Here is a 13,605-nt window from a genome sequence, read left to right as displayed (position 1 = left end):
TCAAGCAACAGCCTGTCTTGCAGGTCATAGCCTTGGCTCATCGACGCTTAGGAGTTCGCTGAAAAACCCGGCGGGATCTGCGAAAACTGGGCAACCACTCAGTTGTCAATGCGAGATCAGCAGGAGCGCAGCGGTTCACTGTTCTCCTACGTCTCGATCGAGGCTCTGATCCCGGCCAACCATCCGCTCAGGCGGATTCGAAAGCTGGCGGATCAATCAGTCCCTCGATCGGCTGATCCCCACCTTCTGCGCTCTGTATGCCTTGGAAGGCCGCCCATCGGTTCCACCGGAGCAACTGTGCTGCTGGCCTCGCTGCTGCAGGCCTTCTACGGCATCCGCTCGGAGAGTCTGCTGCAGGATCAGCTCCACTACAACCTGCTGTTCCGCTGCTACGGGTTCACCGGGCCTGCGGTCACGTCGGCCTGAGCCCTAACGATCCGATCTGGTATCTGAACAGGTATGGCCTCCGGCAGACTGCGTCTACACCAAAAACCGCGAGCGCCTCCTCAACGAGGACTTCATTGGCAAGTTCCTCGAGAAGCTGAAAGATGCTCCCGAAGTCAAACCACTGCTCGCTAGCGAACACTTCTACGTGGTCGACACGCTGTTGCAGGCCTGGGCGTCACACGCTTTCCAGGAGCGGATCGATGGGCAGGAGGATCCTCCGCCTCCGCCCTCAGGTTCTGGCGAGGGATTCGGTGCGCCCAAGAAAGCTAAGAAGCGGGCAAAAGAGGACTTTCGCGGCATCAAGCTCAGCAACGAGACCCATCACTCCAGCACCGATCCAGAGGCCCTGCTGGCCCGGAAATCGAACGCTCATCCAGCGCAGCTGAGCTACCGCGGTCACGTGCTTATGGAGAACCGCCACGACCTGGCGGTGGATTGCCAGGTGACGCTGGCCGTAGCCGCAGGCTTCCGCGGAGCGGTTGGCTACGGCGAGCGGGATGCGGCCCAAGAGATGGCTGCAGATTGCCCTGGTGCCCGCCAGAAGACGATCGGTGCCGACACGAACTACGACACGAAGGGGGTCGTGGCCGAGATGCGACGGCTGGGCGTGACTCCGAACGTGCCGCAGAACACCGCACGCAGCGGTGGCTCAGCGATCGATGCGATGGCCGCACCACCCGGCATGAGGGCTACGCCAAATCGATCAATGCCCGCCGCGGCATCGAGAAGGTGTTTGGCTGGATCAAACAGTTCGGCGGCCAGCGCCAGTTCAAGCTGCGGGGGCGGGACAACGTCAGCGCCGTATAATCCCACAGAGGAGCTTTAGGCTACGGACTGCAGGTGATCGCCTACAACTTGGTCCGGCAGGGCAACATCCTCAAGCCCGTCATGGAGGCGGCATGAACAGCCAGTTGCCCAAGGGTGTGATCAATGGGCCCCAAAAGGGCTCAGAACTGAACAAAACTGGCCAGATCAAGCCGTCTTCGGGCCGAAATGGCAGCGCGATCAGCCGCTTTCAGCAGGAAATCAGCTCGCCGCCAGGGAAACTCGCCCTCCAAGAGGGTTTTTCTGCAAACTCTTAGGGGTTAGTGACCCATTGAGATCCCCGGCCCCGAACACAGAGAATGGACCGTGCTGTCCTTCCACCTATTCATGGTTAGCCTGAGTTGACCTAATCAGAAGCGACTCTCTTTCTCAGGTCGAGGATGACAAGATCGCGGTGTTGATCAACCAGCTCTGCAGAGACAGCCGAGTGATGGCAGCACCCACTTGGAGCACACGCTCATTGGCGGCGGCCAACGGAATATCAAAAACTTCCGTGCACCGCTGGTAGCAAACCTCTTCCGTGTAGCCTCACCGCCAGAAGTCGTTCAAGCAAAGAACGGATCCGTTCTTTGCCCTGAAGTTTAGATGGATCGTAAATTTCTATCTCAATCCGCCCGAAAAGGCTGTGATGCTCTGCGTCAACGAACGATTCAGGGTCTTAACCGCACCCATCCCCTGCAACCCATAGACTTGAACTTCGTGAAAGAGTCACGCACGACGAAATTTACTACGTCACCACAATCCTAATTTACGCCACTGATGTGGCTACTTAAGGCTCAATCTTGGAGATGTTCCAGAAACTTAGTTCACAAATCTGCGGAACGGCACACTAAAAAACAGCTTCTGCTTTTGAATTCTTTGGCCCACTAGACGAACACGGAACCGGCATCGTCACCGTTCCATCCCAGTTCACTAGAGTCAAGGCATCGCGGTAAAAACGGGGAGTGGAGAGCATCAGCCGCCAAGCCTGACCCGGACCCATCAGTTGGAAGCGATCGGGGTAGTGAAGCAACAGCAATTCGCGCACGAGAGGATAGTAGTTGCTGTTAAAACCTGGAAAGACATGATGCTCTGAATGGTGGGAAAAGTTGCAGTGAAGCAGATCGACCCAGGCAGGCATCCGAAGGGAGAGTGAACTCACCAAGGGATCATTATCCTCAGTCAGAGGTGAAAGCATGTGATTAGTATAGATATAAATCATCGCAATCGCATAGCCTATCCACAGGGGCAAGAAGTATCCCAGCAGTAGTGGAACCGGCCGAAGACCGATCCAGCTGATCACCCCAGCATGGAGGGCAACCACAACCAACAGCTCAAGGGCGATGGCCTGGCGCTCAACCTTGCTCACCAGAAAGGCGGCCGGAGTGAAACGGGTATTAGCAGTGTTGAAGAGGAGCACCGAACAGGTGGTGCGGAAGTGGTGCAAAGGCCAGGCACTGGTCATGCCGAGGGCCAGGATCAACGGATGCACTTCGCTGGAGGGTGCGATCCAGCGGAACAGGCGTTTGCCCCAGCTGCTGGGTTGACTCTCGAGATAGCTCCGATCAGGATCAACTAGGCCATTGGTGTGGCCATGATGTTCGCGGTTATGCACCGCCTGCCAGAGGGTTGGGGTCATCCACGACACGCTGAATGCCACCAGCCCGACCAGCCGCCGCAGCGACCGCTGCCGAGGCAAACTGCCGTGCATCAGGTCATGGGCCAACAGCCCAAGGACGAAAACGCTGTTACCCATCACCACCGCAAGGGGTAGCCATAGCAGCAGCGCGGCCAGGGGAAGACGGTCCAGATGGGAAGCGAGTTGCCATCCGAGCACCAGGATCGCCAGGTTGATCGGAATCAGGCCCAGCCGGGCCGGGTTGGTCGCAAACGCCTCAACAGGAAGCAAGGGACGCAGACGACGGGCGACAGCCTTGGGCTCAAACGCTGAGCCAGCAAAGACATAGCCAGAAGCTTCGGCGGGCGCTGAGGGACTAGTGATATCAGACAAGGAGACTCGGAACGGGCCCGCAAGGGCAGAGTCCAACGCGCCTGCACAGGGTCGAAGGGGTAATGAATATCATGGCAGTTGCCCTAGTGCAATTGGGCTCCGGGCATCATGAGCGCTGTTCCCAACACAAAGACGCTCCAGCAGGGCGGATCAATGTGTATGAGCGGCTGGCCCGGGGTTGTTTAGGGCCTTGGTGGAGAACCGCCTCCGTCGCCAACACGGCCGAGCCGTTGCCCAGATCAAAGTACTTCAAGGTTCCCAATAGATGCACATCGATCATCTCGCAGAACCCAAGCTCCCTCTCTTTATCCATCGAAAAGGATCTTAGCAACGGAGGTCCAGGCCACTCAGAACGGGATGATGGGTGGGCACCTGATTTGCTGCGATGTACACCGACTGGACAGCCGTGATCCTGCTGCTGCTCACCGCAGCGCCACTCGCCGTGGTGGTGGCCACAGCGGTGTTCTTCATCTGGAGCCGGAAGAGACGGCCTCAGGGCTGAGGCCGTCGGCACTGGGTTGAATGGCCTGATCCTCCTGCCGCTGGATCAGGGCCTGCAGGCTCGGCTGGGGCTCGAAAACCGGCAGGTGACCCTGCCCGAGGCAATCCAGACAGGTGCGGAAGCGCTGATCGCTCATCCGCAGAACACCGCTGCCACCGCAGGAGGGGCAGCTGATCTTGAGCGCTGCCGTCGAAGCCGCCCCGGGGGGCGATGCGTTCGTCATGAATTGAACACCGTTTGCGTGTTTTCAGTGTGCCGCTTCATGGGGGCCTCCATTCGGGAACCTTTCTTAAGAGTTCCCGGCCGACGGCGATTCCGGCCGTTGCCCGCTGCTCAGCGCCTGCCGCAACGCCGCCTCGGAGAGCTGTTGCCGCAGTTCCTGGGCGCTGAGGCGGCTGCCGGCCGGCACCAGTTCGAGGCTGGACGCCAGTCGCCCGATCACCGCCGCCGCGTCCAGCCCCTGGTCCCGCAGAGCCTGCAGCCCCTCGGAGCCGTCGCGCTTGGAGAGCCGCCGCCCCCCCTCCTGCCGCCAGAGCGGCACATGCCAGTAATCGGGTGGAGGGAAGGGGCCGAGGCCAGCCATCACGGCCACCTGGGGGGCGCTGGAGTGCCAGAGATCGGCACCACGCAGCACGGTGCTGATTCCCAGCGTCAGTTCATCCACCGCCGTGGCCAGGTGGTACGCCACAAAACCATCGGCGCGCCTCAGCACCACATCGCCCACAGCCGTGGCCGCGTCGAGAACGCCCTCCGCCGCCAGCCGCTCCGGCCAGCGCAGATCACCCTGGCTCAGCCGCAGCCGCCAGCTGGGATGGCGGCTGCGGCGGGGTGCCCAGTCGGGGGGCAGCTGGCGGCAGGTGCCTGGATAGATGGGCCAGGCGCCGTGGGGGGCTGACACATCCCCCAGCACACGGCGGCTGCAATGGCAGGGGTAGAGCCGGCCCTGCTGGCGCAGCAATTCCAGCGCCTCGAGGTACAGGCCCTGGCGCTCGCTCTGACGGATCGGTGGGCCGTCCCAGCCGAGACCGAGCCAGCTGAGATCCGCCTGGATCGCCTCTTCGGCGCCGCTGCGGTTACGGGGTGTGTCGAGATCGTCGAAGCGGAGCAGCCACTCGCCCTGGCTGAGCCTGGCCTGCAGCCAGCTCAGCAGGGCGGTGCGCAGATTTCCCGCATGCAGCAGCCCGGAGGGGGATGGGGCGAATCGGCCGCGACGCTTGCTACAGCGCAGCCGCTCACCCTGCTCCAGGGCCTGAAGCAGGGTGCCGGAGAGCTTGGCCGCCGCCGGGATCAGCCCTGAACCTGGTCCTTGAACTGCTTGCCTGCGGTGAAGGCCGGCACGCGCTTGGCGGGGATGGCGATCTTTTCACCGGTCTTGGGGTTCAGTCCCTGACGGGCCGAGCGCTCCCGCGCTTCGAAGGATCCGAAGCCAAGAATCGAGACCTTCTTGCCCTCCACGACCGAGTCGATGATCGTGGCGATGGCGGCATCGACCACCTGGGAGACATCGGTCTTGGTGAGTTCGGTGCGGGCCGAAACGAGATTGACGAGATCAGCTTTGTTCATCGGAAACGGGAAACCTTCAGAAAGAGCGGGAGCTGGGCGGAGCGGAACGTCCCTCCCGCCAGGCGGTGGAGCGCGCCAATCGTATGGGGGAAGAGCTGATCGGGCAACTGAAATCGCCCGCTCGGCAACGGTTTTGCCCGGATTCAGCCAAAAAAAAGGCAAATCAGGCCTCCCCAGGCGACGCCCAGGCCCCATCGGCCCACGCGCATCGAGACTGCCACGCGGCCGATGGGCCCACCCCACCTAACTTGATGGCGCACTCTGGTTGGCGCACTCCGGCCGTGCCCTTGAACCCGATCCAGCTCGGACATCCCTGGCCCCTGGGGGCGAGTCTCACGGCCCGGGGGGTGAACTTCTCGGTGGTGGCCCCCCTGGCCTCACGGGTGGAACTGCTGCTGTTCCGCGATGGGGCGGACGCGGAGCCCTATCGGGTGCTGAATCTCGATGCCGCCCACCGGTCCGGCGACCACTGGCATGGCGAAGTGACCGGCATCGGCATCGGCTGCTGTTACGGCTACCGGGTCTATGGGCCACGCCAGCCGGGATGGCATGGCTTCAATCCGGCCAAGGTGCTGCTTGATCCCTGTGCGCGGGCGATCACCGGCTGGGAGGTGTATCAGCGCCAGGAGGCCACCGGCACCGGACCCAACACCGCCTCCTGCCTGAAGGGGGTGGTGACGGAGCGGGATCGCTTCGACTTCGACGCCGCGCCGCGGCCGCGCCACCGCTGGCAGCGGAGCGTGATCTACGAACTCCATGTGGCCGGCTTCAGTCAGGGTGAGGGCAGTCCGACCCCGCCGGAGCGCCAGGGCACCCTGCTGGGGCTGATCGACACCATTCCCTATCTCAGAAGCCTCGGGGTCACAACCCTGGAGCTGCTGCCGGTGATGGCTTTCGACCCCCAGGATGCCCCCACCGGCCGCCAGAACTACTGGGGTTACAGCCCCCTGAGCTGGATGGCCCCCCATCAGGGCTACCTGGTCGGCCACGACCCGCTGGAGGCCAGGCAGCAGGTGCGCGCCCTGGTCACCGCCTGCCATCAGGCCGGCCTGGAGGTGCTGCTCGATGTGGTCTTCAACCACACCAGCGAAGGCAACCAGGAAGGCCCCACCCTCAGCTGGCGTGGCTTCGGAGATTCCCTCTACTACCACCAGACCCCGGAAGGCGATTACCTCGACGTGACCGGCTGCGGCAACACGATCGCGGCCAACCGCCCCCTGGTGAGGCGTCTGATGCTGGAGTCCCTCCGCTGCTGGGCCCTCGAGCTCGGCATCGACGGTTTCCGCTTCGACCTGGGCATCGCCCTCTCCCGGGGGGAGGCGCTGGCTCCCCTGGATCAACCGCCCCTGTTCGAGGAGATCGAGGCCGATCCGGAACTGAGCGATCTCAAGCTGGTGAGCGAACCCTGGGATTGCGGCGGTCTCTACCGGCTCAGCGACTTCCCGGCCCGGCGGATCGGCACCTGGAACGGTCGCTTCCGCGACGATCTGCGCCGCTTCTGGAAAGGCGACGACGACTGCAGCTGGTTGATGGCGGAGCGCCTGGCGGGCAGCCCTGATCTCTACGGCGGCCGGCCGCCCGCGGTCGGCCGCAGCATCACCTTCATCACCGCCCACGACGGTTTCACCCTGGCCGATCTGGTCAGCTACAACGGCAAGCACAACCTGGCCAACGGCGAAGCCAACCGCGACGGCGACAACCACAACAACAGCTGGAACCACGGCGTCGAGGGACCCAGCAGCGACCACGCCATCACCGCCCTGCGCAATCGCCAGCAGCGCAACCTGCTGGCCACCCTGCTGCTGGCACCGGGAGTGCCGATGCTGCTGATGGGCGACGAGGTGCGCCGCAGCCAGGGCGGCAACAACAACACGTGGTGCCAGAACAATCCGCTCGGCTGGATGCACTGGCGGCCCGATTCAGAGGATCTGGGCCTGCTGCAGTTCCTGAAACGGCTGGTGCTGCTGCGTCGTCAGCTCGCCAGCCTGCTCAACCCCGCCCAGCCCCACCCCGAGGGCAAACCGGGCCGCCCCAGCGACACCGCCAACCTCTGGCGGGAATGGCACGGGGTCGAGTTGCACCGTCCGGACTGGGGGAGCTGGTCCCACACCCTGGCCTGGAGCCTGCACAGCGCCGATCGCGGCGCCCTGCTCTGGTGCGGCCTGAACGCCTTCAGCAAGGCGATTCACTTCGACCTGCCCCCCCCCGCCAATGGCTGGATGCGGGTGATCGACACCGCCCTGCCCAACGGCGAGGACATTCCCCGCCACCCCGAGTTCTGGAGTCCGAAAGGGGTGCCGCTGGAGAGCCGCAGCCTGGTGCTGATGGTGGCCCCAAGCCTGTTGCGCTCGGAATTCAGCGAAGCGGGCGGCGGGAATCGAACCCGCATCATCAGCTTGGAAGGCTGAGGACACCTATCGAACAGCTTCTCGACCTCCGAGACCGTGGCGGAGCACCTGCTTGCCGCCCCTATTAAAGGCAAGCCTGCTTTCCTTTAATAAGCTTCGGTTGTATTCAAGGTTCGTCGAGGGGCGTTCCCATGCGGCGCGAGTCCACAGGTCGCTACGAAATCAGCACCACCACAGGAGAATCCGTGCGGGCCTTCGTGCCGGCGCCGCTACCTCCTCATCCACCGATCACTCTTGAAGGGCCGCTTCAGGCCCTTCAAGAGCGAGCCCTGTTGGCTTGCGGACGTCTGGACGGAGTCTCGGCGCTGCTGCCGGATCCAGAGCTGTTCCTCTACGCCTACGTGCGGCGCGAGGCACTGCTCTCATCTCAGATCGAGGGCACCCAGTCGTCCCTCTCCGATCTGCTGCTCTTTGAGCTGGAAGAGGCGCCCGGTGTTCCCTTTGATGACGTGGTGGAGGTTTCCAGCTACGTGGCCGGCCTGGAGCATGGTCTGGCGCGGCTGCGGGAAGGATTCCCTCTGTCCTCCCGCCTGCTGCGGGAGATCCACGCCAAGCTGCTGGCCCGGGGCCGCGGGGCCGATCGGCTTCCTGGTGACTTTCGCCGCAGCCAGAACTGGATCGGCGGCACCCGGCCCGGCAATGCAAGCTTCGTGCCGCCGCCGCCGGGCCTGGTGGAGGACTGCATGGCGCAGCTGGAGCGCTTCATCCATGGAACCGCCCAAAACGAGCACGAGCTGCCGGTGCTGGTGCGTGCCGCCTTGGCCCACGTGCAGTTCGAGACGATCCACCCGTTCCTCGACGGCAATGGTCGCCTGGGCAGGCTCCTGATCGTGCTGGTACTGATCGATGCCGGCGTTCTGCAGCAGCCCTTGCTCTACCTCAGCTTGTTTTTCAAGCAGCACCGCAGCCGCTACTACGAGCTGCTAGAAGAGGTTCGCCGCCAGGGCGACTGGGAGGCCTGGATCGATTTCTTCCTGGAGGGAATCGTGACCACCGCGAGTTCAGCGGTCGCCACCGCACACCGTCTGCTGGCGCTTTTCAGCAGCGACGAGGCCCGGCTCACGGGTCTGGGGCGCTCTGGTCCGAGCGTGCGCCGGATCTTCCAAGCCCTGCGCCAGCGCCCACTCACCAGCATCGGCCAGATCAGAGCGATGAGCGGCCTGAGCTTTCCCACCATCAGCAAAGCCATCGAGACCCTGGTCGAGCTCGGGATCGCCCGCGAGATCACCGGTGGGCGGCGCAATCGCCTGTTCGCCTACGACGCCTATCTGGCCATCCTCAGCGAGGGCACTGAACCGCTCTGAGCCATCAAGGCCCAAAAGCAGGCGCAGGAAAGCGAGAACGGCGGCGGCATGGCCTTCCAGCCGTCAGCACAGCCACTGTCTTCCGCCCCGATGCCGCAGGACCGCCGTTGGGGGCGGCAGCTCCAAAGCTGGGTGCTGCAGATCTGATTGCCATGGTGCAGCAAAGCATTACCCAGTTCGAGAGGCGCAGCTCCGTTCTCACTGAGAGTTCGGCTGATCGCCCCCATGCCGCCAGCTGCGCCTGCGGGGGGTGCTGCAACCCGGCAAGCACTACCGCCGCTGGGGCTGCACACGAGACCGAGGGCCGCTGCAGTGGCAGATCAAGAACGTTGAGGCCACCATCACGGACTGGAGCCGCAGGCATCTGCGCTTCTGATGCCTCATCCGCCTGACTGCAGAGGCGTAAGGACACTGAGGGAGATGAACAAACGCTCCGGCCGTCCAGGCAAAGGCCAGAACCCCAGCGAGGCGTAGAAGCGCTGAAGGCGGGCGTGGTCCGCTTTCCCTCTCTCAGCGGCAACGTCGAGAAGCATCAACCGCACACCCAGGATCTGCCGCACCCGTAGGCACTGCTGCAGCGCATCCACCAGCAGGCGAGCCTCCCGCGCCGAAATCGCCTCCTCGAAGAACACCCACCCATGGCCCCCCTCCCCTGGAACGGGAGATCTCCAAGGCCGCCGGCACGGCCAGTTCCCGGCAGGAACGCAGCACGGCGCGAGCGTCGTCACGCCAGTCCTGTTCATCGAAGTCAACCGCCAGCACATAGCAGGTGTCGTCCTCCAGCAGCGGGTAAAGGCCGAGCCTGTGTTCACCGGCCAGATGGCCATAGATCGCCACGTCCGTGAGGGGCAGCAGCCGCCGGTGGCCGCAGTCGCGGCAGGCCACCGGCGGCTTTTCGCAGATGCCAGGCTGCCACTCATTGGCGCAGGCCGGTGCGTAGCCCGATCGTCCGCTTCTGCTGCTCTGCCAGCGAAGGGCATAGACATCGTAACGACCGTGGAACAGACGACGAAAGAGCGTCACTTTCTCCTGCGCTGAAACGGGACCAATGGCAGGGGGCCGGGCCGATGCCGTCGCGGGTTTCCAGGAGGCCAATCAGCGCTGGTCAGCCTTTCTGTAGGCAGCATTGCGCTCCCGCTTGCCCACCGCCACGACAAGCACCAGCAACTCTTGATCCCGCACCTCGTAGACCAGGCGAAATCCAGCAGCCCGCAGCTTGATCTTGTAGCGATCGGTTGATCCCCGCAGCTTGCTGGCCGGCATCCTGGGCTCGATCAGCCGTTCTGCCAGCTTCTTCTTGAACTGTTCCCGGATGCCCGCTGTCAACTTGTGCCACTCCCGCAGAGCCTCGGGGTGAAAAGCCAGCTCAAAGGGCATCGAGGCTGACCCGCACCGGCTCCTGGCCGTCCGCCAGTCGGGCATCGGCGATGCGACCCAGCTCCAGGTCGTCCACCAGATCCATCAATTCCTCATAGGCCTTGGCAGGCACGCAGTAGAAGGCAGGCTCGTTGCGATTGAGCACGGCCACAGGCATGCCTTCCCCGGCAGCCACGGTGGCCATGGGGTTCTTCTTGAGTTCCGAGATGCTCACGGTGGTCTCGGTCAACACGCGATGCGCCATGAACAACCCAAACCAACTCAAGCGCCAATCATAGGTCGCTGAAAAGGTCTTGGAAAAGGTCTCGCCTACTGACTAGAGCAGTTGGCCTTGAAATCCTGATGGGTTACTCAGGAAGCCAGAAGCCGCGGGCTCCACCTTGGCAAAGGCGTCCACCACCTTTTTTTGGAGGCAGATCGCCGTTCACGGGGGGCCGGTGGGCCTAGTCAGGCCGGCAGGAGCAGGGAACGAGCTTCCCGCCCCAGGCCTCTTGCTCACGGCGCAGCTGCTTCCAGAGGGGAGGGTTCGTCGGGGCAGGGCCCGCAACACCCGTGGCCGGGTCTTGCCACGGGCGGCGACCTTTCGTACGCACGTGATCACGGGGATTCAGAACGGTCCAGCCCCCTCCGGCACCCCGCTTGAGACAGCGCGTAAGACGCCACGGCCCTGATCGCAACTTCCCAATCACGAGCCGCCAGCTTGTGAGATGTCTGGGGAGATGCTTCGCCTCACAGCCTTGCACCGAAAATCATCCATCGGCGACCGCAGGCAAGCCGAAAGCCAGTTGCAGCACTTGTTGAGGGCCGAAAATCCCAAACGCGAAAAGAAGCGGGTGGCGGGAATCGAACCCGCATCATCAGCTTGGAAGGCTGAGGTTTTACCACTAAACTACACCCGCGCTGATACACATGTACCAGCCGACGGCCCTGGTGGCACGGGTGCGTTCCACGGTCCATCCGGCTGAAGCATTATGGCCTGCGTGCGGCACCGGCCCGTTGAGAATCGCTCCTGAACCGGACGCCCCCTCGCCCCTCGCTCCCCTCGACCGGCAGCCGGGCGTGAACGATGCCATCGATGCTTCGGCGCCCGCCAGACGGCGCCTGCTGGTGGCCTATGGCCTCGGCGATGCCGGCACCGGCATGGCGGCGTCGCTGATCGGCTTCTACCTGTTCATCTTCTACACCGCAGCGGCCGGCCTGCCCGCCTGGATGGCAGGGCTCGTGCTGATGCTGGCCCGCCTCTGGGATGCGATCAACGATCCGCTGGTGGGCTGGCTCAGCGACAAGACCCGCAGCCCCTGGGGTCCGCGGCTTCCCTGGATCCTCTGGAGCGCCATCCCGCTCGGCATCGCCATGGCGATGATGTGGTGGCTCCCGCCCGGGAGCCTCTGGGTGAAATTCACCTTCTTCGTGGCCATCTCGGTGGTGGCCAACAGCCTTTACACCTGCGTCAACCTGCCCTATGCGGCCCTGGCGGCTGAACTCACCACGGACACCAGCCTGCGCACCCAGCTGAACACGGCCCGTTTCACCGGCTCGATCATCGCCGGTCTGGTGGGGATCGTGCTCGGCGGCCTGCTGCTCACCAACCACGCCGATCCCACCAGCTTCCTGAAGGTGGGCGTGCTCTCAGGCAGCATCATCGCGGTGTTCACCCTGCTCTGCGCCTGGGGCATCGCGCCGGCGGCCCGTCACTGCCAGAAGCCCAGCAGCCAGCGCGGATCCACCCGGCGGCTGTTGCGGCGCGTGGGCCGCAACAGCCGCTTTCTCAAAGTGCTCGGCCTCTACCTGATGCTCTGGTGCGCCCTGCAGATCATGCAGACCGCGGCGCTGATCTACCTCCCGGTGGTGATGCGGCTGCCGGTGAACTGGAGCAACTGGATCCTCCTGCCGTTTCAGATCAGCACGCTGGTGGGGCTGCAGATCTGGAACCGTTTTTCCCACCATCAGGGCCGCATCAAGGCGCTGCATCGGGGAACGGCGCTCTGGATCGGCGGCTGCCTGCTCGCCATGGTGCTGATCCCCCTCGATGCCGGCCTCTCGCCGCTGGGTTCGGTCGCCAACGGCCTGCGGCTGGCGGCGCTTGTCTTCGTGATCATGCTGGTGGGTGTGGGGGCTTCCACCGCCTACCTGATTCCCTGGGCCCTGCTGCCGGACGCCATCGACGCCGACCCCGAAAAACCCGCCGGGCTCTACAGCGCCTGGATGGTCTTCACCCAGAAGATCTGCATCAGCCTGGCCCTGTTTTCCTTCGGCAACCTGATGAGCCTGAGCGGCTACGTGGCCGCCAACGGCATCCTCCAGCCCGGCGCCGCCCTGATCGCGATCCGTCTGTGCATGGGCCTGATCCCGGCCACCCTGGTGGTGCTGGGCCTGCTGGTGATGCGCCGCTGGCCGGAAAGAGGGCTCCATCTCCAGCAGGCAACACGATGAAACCACCGCGCTGGCTCAACCGTCTCGGCGCCAGCTGTCTGATCGGCGGCCAGACGATCACGGCCATCGCCCGGGGCCGCGTCAACCTCAACGACCTCTCGGAGCAGATGCTGGAAGCGGGGCCGGGCACGTTTCTGATCGTGGCGATCACCGCCTTGGCCGCCGGCACGGTGTTCAACATCCAGGTGGCGGCGGAACTGACCAAGCAGGGCGCCGGTGTCGCCGTTGGGGGAATCCTTTCGGTAGGCCTGGCACGGGAAATCGCCCCCCTGCTCTCGGCCACCCTGCTCACAGGCAAGGTGGCCACGGCCTACGCCGCCCAGCTGGGCACCATGAAGGTGACCGAACAGATCGACGCGATCACGATGCTGCGCACCGATCCGGTCGAGTATCTGGTGGTGCCCCGCGTGCTGGCCCTGGTGGTGATGGCACCGGTGCAGTGCATGGTGTTCTTTGCGGTCGGGGTCTGGTCGGGGCAGGTGAGCAGCACCCTGCTGTTCTCGATTCCACCCACCGTCTTCTGGAACTCCGTCCGTATCTGGCTGGAGCCGAGCGACCTGCCCTCGATGCTGATCAAGGCGGTGGTGTTCGGCCTGCAGATCGCCGTGATCTCCTGCGGCTGGGGCCTCACCACCAGGGGCGGTCCCAAGGAGGTGGGCACCAGCACCACCGGTGCCGTGGTGATGATCCTGGTCACGGTGAGCCTGATGGACGTGCTGCTCACCAAACTGCTCTTCGGCGAGTGAGCGGCCCAAC

The 13,605-nt window shown here is 64.0% G+C and carries 13 protein-coding genes, 2 tRNA genes and 2 pseudogenes; 7 read left to right on the top strand and 10 right to left on the bottom strand.

Annotation, left to right across the window (positions count from 1 at the left end):
• Window positions 1-108: 108 nt before the first annotated feature.
• Together KQ307_RS00855 and KQ307_RS00850 are read left to right on the top strand one after the other, a co-directional pair.
• Window positions 109-1,350: pseudogene (locus KQ307_RS00855) on the top strand (transposase).
• Window positions 1,347-1,529 (top strand): hypothetical protein, encoded by a 183-nt coding sequence (locus KQ307_RS00850; RefSeq protein ID WP_259701983.1) that lies wholly within the window; start codon window positions 1,347-1,349, stop codon window positions 1,527-1,529. Before KQ307_RS00855 ends, KQ307_RS00850 begins: the two are co-directional and overlap by 4 nt.
• 572 nt (window positions 1,530-2,101) lie before the next feature.
• Here KQ307_RS00850 and KQ307_RS00845 read toward each other — a convergent pair.
• The 5 genes from KQ307_RS00845 to KQ307_RS00825 form a co-directional block, all read right to left on the bottom strand.
• Window positions 2,102-3,160, bottom strand: coding sequence for a fatty acid desaturase (locus tag KQ307_RS00845; RefSeq protein WP_259726630.1), 1,059 nt, complete (start codon window positions 3,158-3,160; stop codon window positions 2,102-2,104).
• 426 nt (window positions 3,161-3,586) lie between these two features.
• A complete protein-coding gene (locus tag KQ307_RS00840; RefSeq protein WP_259701981.1) occupies window positions 3,587-3,733 on the bottom strand; it encodes a hypothetical protein in 147 nt (48 codons plus the stop codon).
• Window positions 3,730-3,987, bottom strand: coding sequence for a hypothetical protein (locus KQ307_RS00835; protein WP_259701980.1), 258 nt, complete (start codon window positions 3,985-3,987; stop codon window positions 3,730-3,732). Before KQ307_RS00835 ends, KQ307_RS00840 begins: the two co-directional genes overlap by 4 nt.
• Before the next feature lie 66 nt (window positions 3,988-4,053).
• Entirely contained in the window at window positions 4,054-5,022 is a 969-nt protein-coding gene (gluQRS, locus tag KQ307_RS00830) for a tRNA glutamyl-Q(34) synthetase GluQRS (protein WP_399236339.1), read from the bottom strand.
• Between the two features lie 29 nt (window positions 5,023-5,051).
• Window positions 5,052-5,327 (bottom strand): HU family DNA-binding protein, encoded by a 276-nt coding sequence (locus KQ307_RS00825; RefSeq protein ID WP_255087774.1) that lies wholly within the window; start codon window positions 5,325-5,327, stop codon window positions 5,052-5,054.
• A gap of 251 nt (window positions 5,328-5,578) precedes the next feature.
• On the opposite strand from KQ307_RS00825, the pseudogene KQ307_RS00820 reads away from it, so the two are divergent.
• Window positions 5,579-7,660: pseudogene (locus KQ307_RS00820) on the top strand (glycogen debranching protein); the annotation flags it as partial.
• Between the two features lie 26 nt (window positions 7,661-7,686).
• Here KQ307_RS00820 and KQ307_RS00815 read toward each other — a convergent pair.
• Window positions 7,687-7,756, bottom strand: a tRNA-Gly gene (locus KQ307_RS00815).
• Window positions 7,757-7,866: 110 nt separating this feature from the next.
• On the opposite strand from KQ307_RS00815, the gene KQ307_RS00810 reads away from it, so the two are divergent.
• Together KQ307_RS00810 and KQ307_RS00805 are read left to right on the top strand one after the other, a co-directional pair.
• Complete coding sequence (locus KQ307_RS00810; RefSeq protein ID WP_259726629.1) at window positions 7,867-9,039, top strand: Fic family protein; 1,173 nt, start codon at window positions 7,867-7,869, stop codon at window positions 9,037-9,039.
• A 250-nt stretch (window positions 9,040-9,289) separates the two neighbouring features.
• The gene (locus tag KQ307_RS00805) at window positions 9,290-9,415 is read left to right on the top strand and encodes a hypothetical protein (protein ID WP_259726628.1); all 126 of its coding nucleotides are present in this window, start codon (window positions 9,290-9,292) and stop codon (window positions 9,413-9,415) included.
• A 134-nt stretch (window positions 9,416-9,549) separates the two neighbouring features.
• Here KQ307_RS00805 and KQ307_RS00800 read toward each other — a convergent pair whose 3' ends face one another.
• From KQ307_RS00800 to KQ307_RS00785, 4 genes are all read right to left on the bottom strand, one after another.
• On the bottom strand, window positions 9,550-10,062 hold the full coding sequence (locus tag KQ307_RS00800) for a TOTE conflict system archaeo-eukaryotic primase domain-containing protein (RefSeq protein ID WP_259726627.1): 513 nt from the start codon (window positions 10,060-10,062) through the stop codon (window positions 9,550-9,552).
• 72 nt (window positions 10,063-10,134) lie between these two features.
• A complete protein-coding gene (locus KQ307_RS00795) occupies window positions 10,135-10,416 on the bottom strand; it encodes a type II toxin-antitoxin system RelE/ParE family toxin (protein ID WP_255005692.1) in 282 nt (93 codons plus the stop codon).
• On the bottom strand, window positions 10,406-10,660 hold the full coding sequence (locus KQ307_RS00790; RefSeq protein WP_399241811.1) for a type II toxin-antitoxin system Phd/YefM family antitoxin: 255 nt from the start codon (window positions 10,658-10,660) through the stop codon (window positions 10,406-10,408). The genes KQ307_RS00795 and KQ307_RS00790 overlap by 11 nt, the downstream gene beginning before the upstream one ends.
• 584 nt (window positions 10,661-11,244) lie before the next feature.
• Window positions 11,245-11,315: transfer RNA gene (locus KQ307_RS00785), tRNA-Gly, on the bottom strand.
• Between the two features lie 97 nt (window positions 11,316-11,412).
• Here KQ307_RS00785 and KQ307_RS00780 point away from each other — a divergent pair.
• Complete coding sequence (locus KQ307_RS00780) at window positions 11,413-12,849, top strand: MFS transporter (protein ID WP_311133743.1); 1,437 nt, start codon at window positions 11,413-11,415, stop codon at window positions 12,847-12,849.
• Window positions 12,846-13,595 carry an ABC transporter permease gene (locus KQ307_RS00775; RefSeq protein WP_259701974.1) on the top strand — a complete coding sequence of 250 codons (750 nt, stop codon included), beginning with the start codon at window positions 12,846-12,848 and terminating at the stop codon, window positions 13,593-13,595. The genes KQ307_RS00780 and KQ307_RS00775 overlap by 4 nt, the downstream gene beginning before the upstream one ends.
• The last annotated feature ends 10 nt before the right edge of the window (window positions 13,596-13,605 follow it).

The sequence above is a fragment of the Synechococcus sp. CS-1326 genome (assembly GCF_025128115.1).
GTDB lineage: Bacteria > Cyanobacteriota > Cyanobacteriia > PCC-6307 > Cyanobiaceae > Regnicoccus.
The sequence above is the reverse complement of the archived record's forward strand: the minus strand, read 5'-3'. Positions and strand labels throughout refer to the sequence as shown.

Bases quoted from the DNA above. Each gene is read 5' to 3' on its own strand.
- KQ307_RS00810 (WP_259726629.1), top strand. From the start codon at position 7,867: ATGCGGCGCGAGTCCACAGGTCGCTACGAAATCAGCACCACCACAGGA.
- KQ307_RS00850 (WP_259701983.1), top strand. From the start codon at position 1,347: ATGAACAGCCAGTTGCCCAAGGGTGTGATCAATGGGCCCCAAAAGGGC.
- KQ307_RS00790 (WP_399241811.1), bottom strand. From the start codon at position 10,660: ATGGCGCATCGCGTGTTGACCGAGACCACCGTGAGCATCTCGGAACTC.
- KQ307_RS00840 (WP_259701981.1), bottom strand. From the start codon at position 3,733: ATGAAGAACACCGCTGTGGCCACCACCACGGCGAGTGGCGCTGCGGTG.
- KQ307_RS00835 (WP_259701980.1), bottom strand. From the start codon at position 3,987: ATGACGAACGCATCGCCCCCCGGGGCGGCTTCGACGGCAGCGCTCAAG.
- KQ307_RS00795 (WP_255005692.1), bottom strand. From the start codon at position 10,416: ATGCCCTTTGAGCTGGCTTTTCACCCCGAGGCTCTGCGGGAGTGGCAC.
- KQ307_RS00825 (WP_255087774.1), bottom strand. From the start codon at position 5,327: ATGAACAAAGCTGATCTCGTCAATCTCGTTTCGGCCCGCACCGAACTC.
- KQ307_RS00775 (WP_259701974.1), top strand. From the start codon at position 12,846: ATGAAACCACCGCGCTGGCTCAACCGTCTCGGCGCCAGCTGTCTGATC.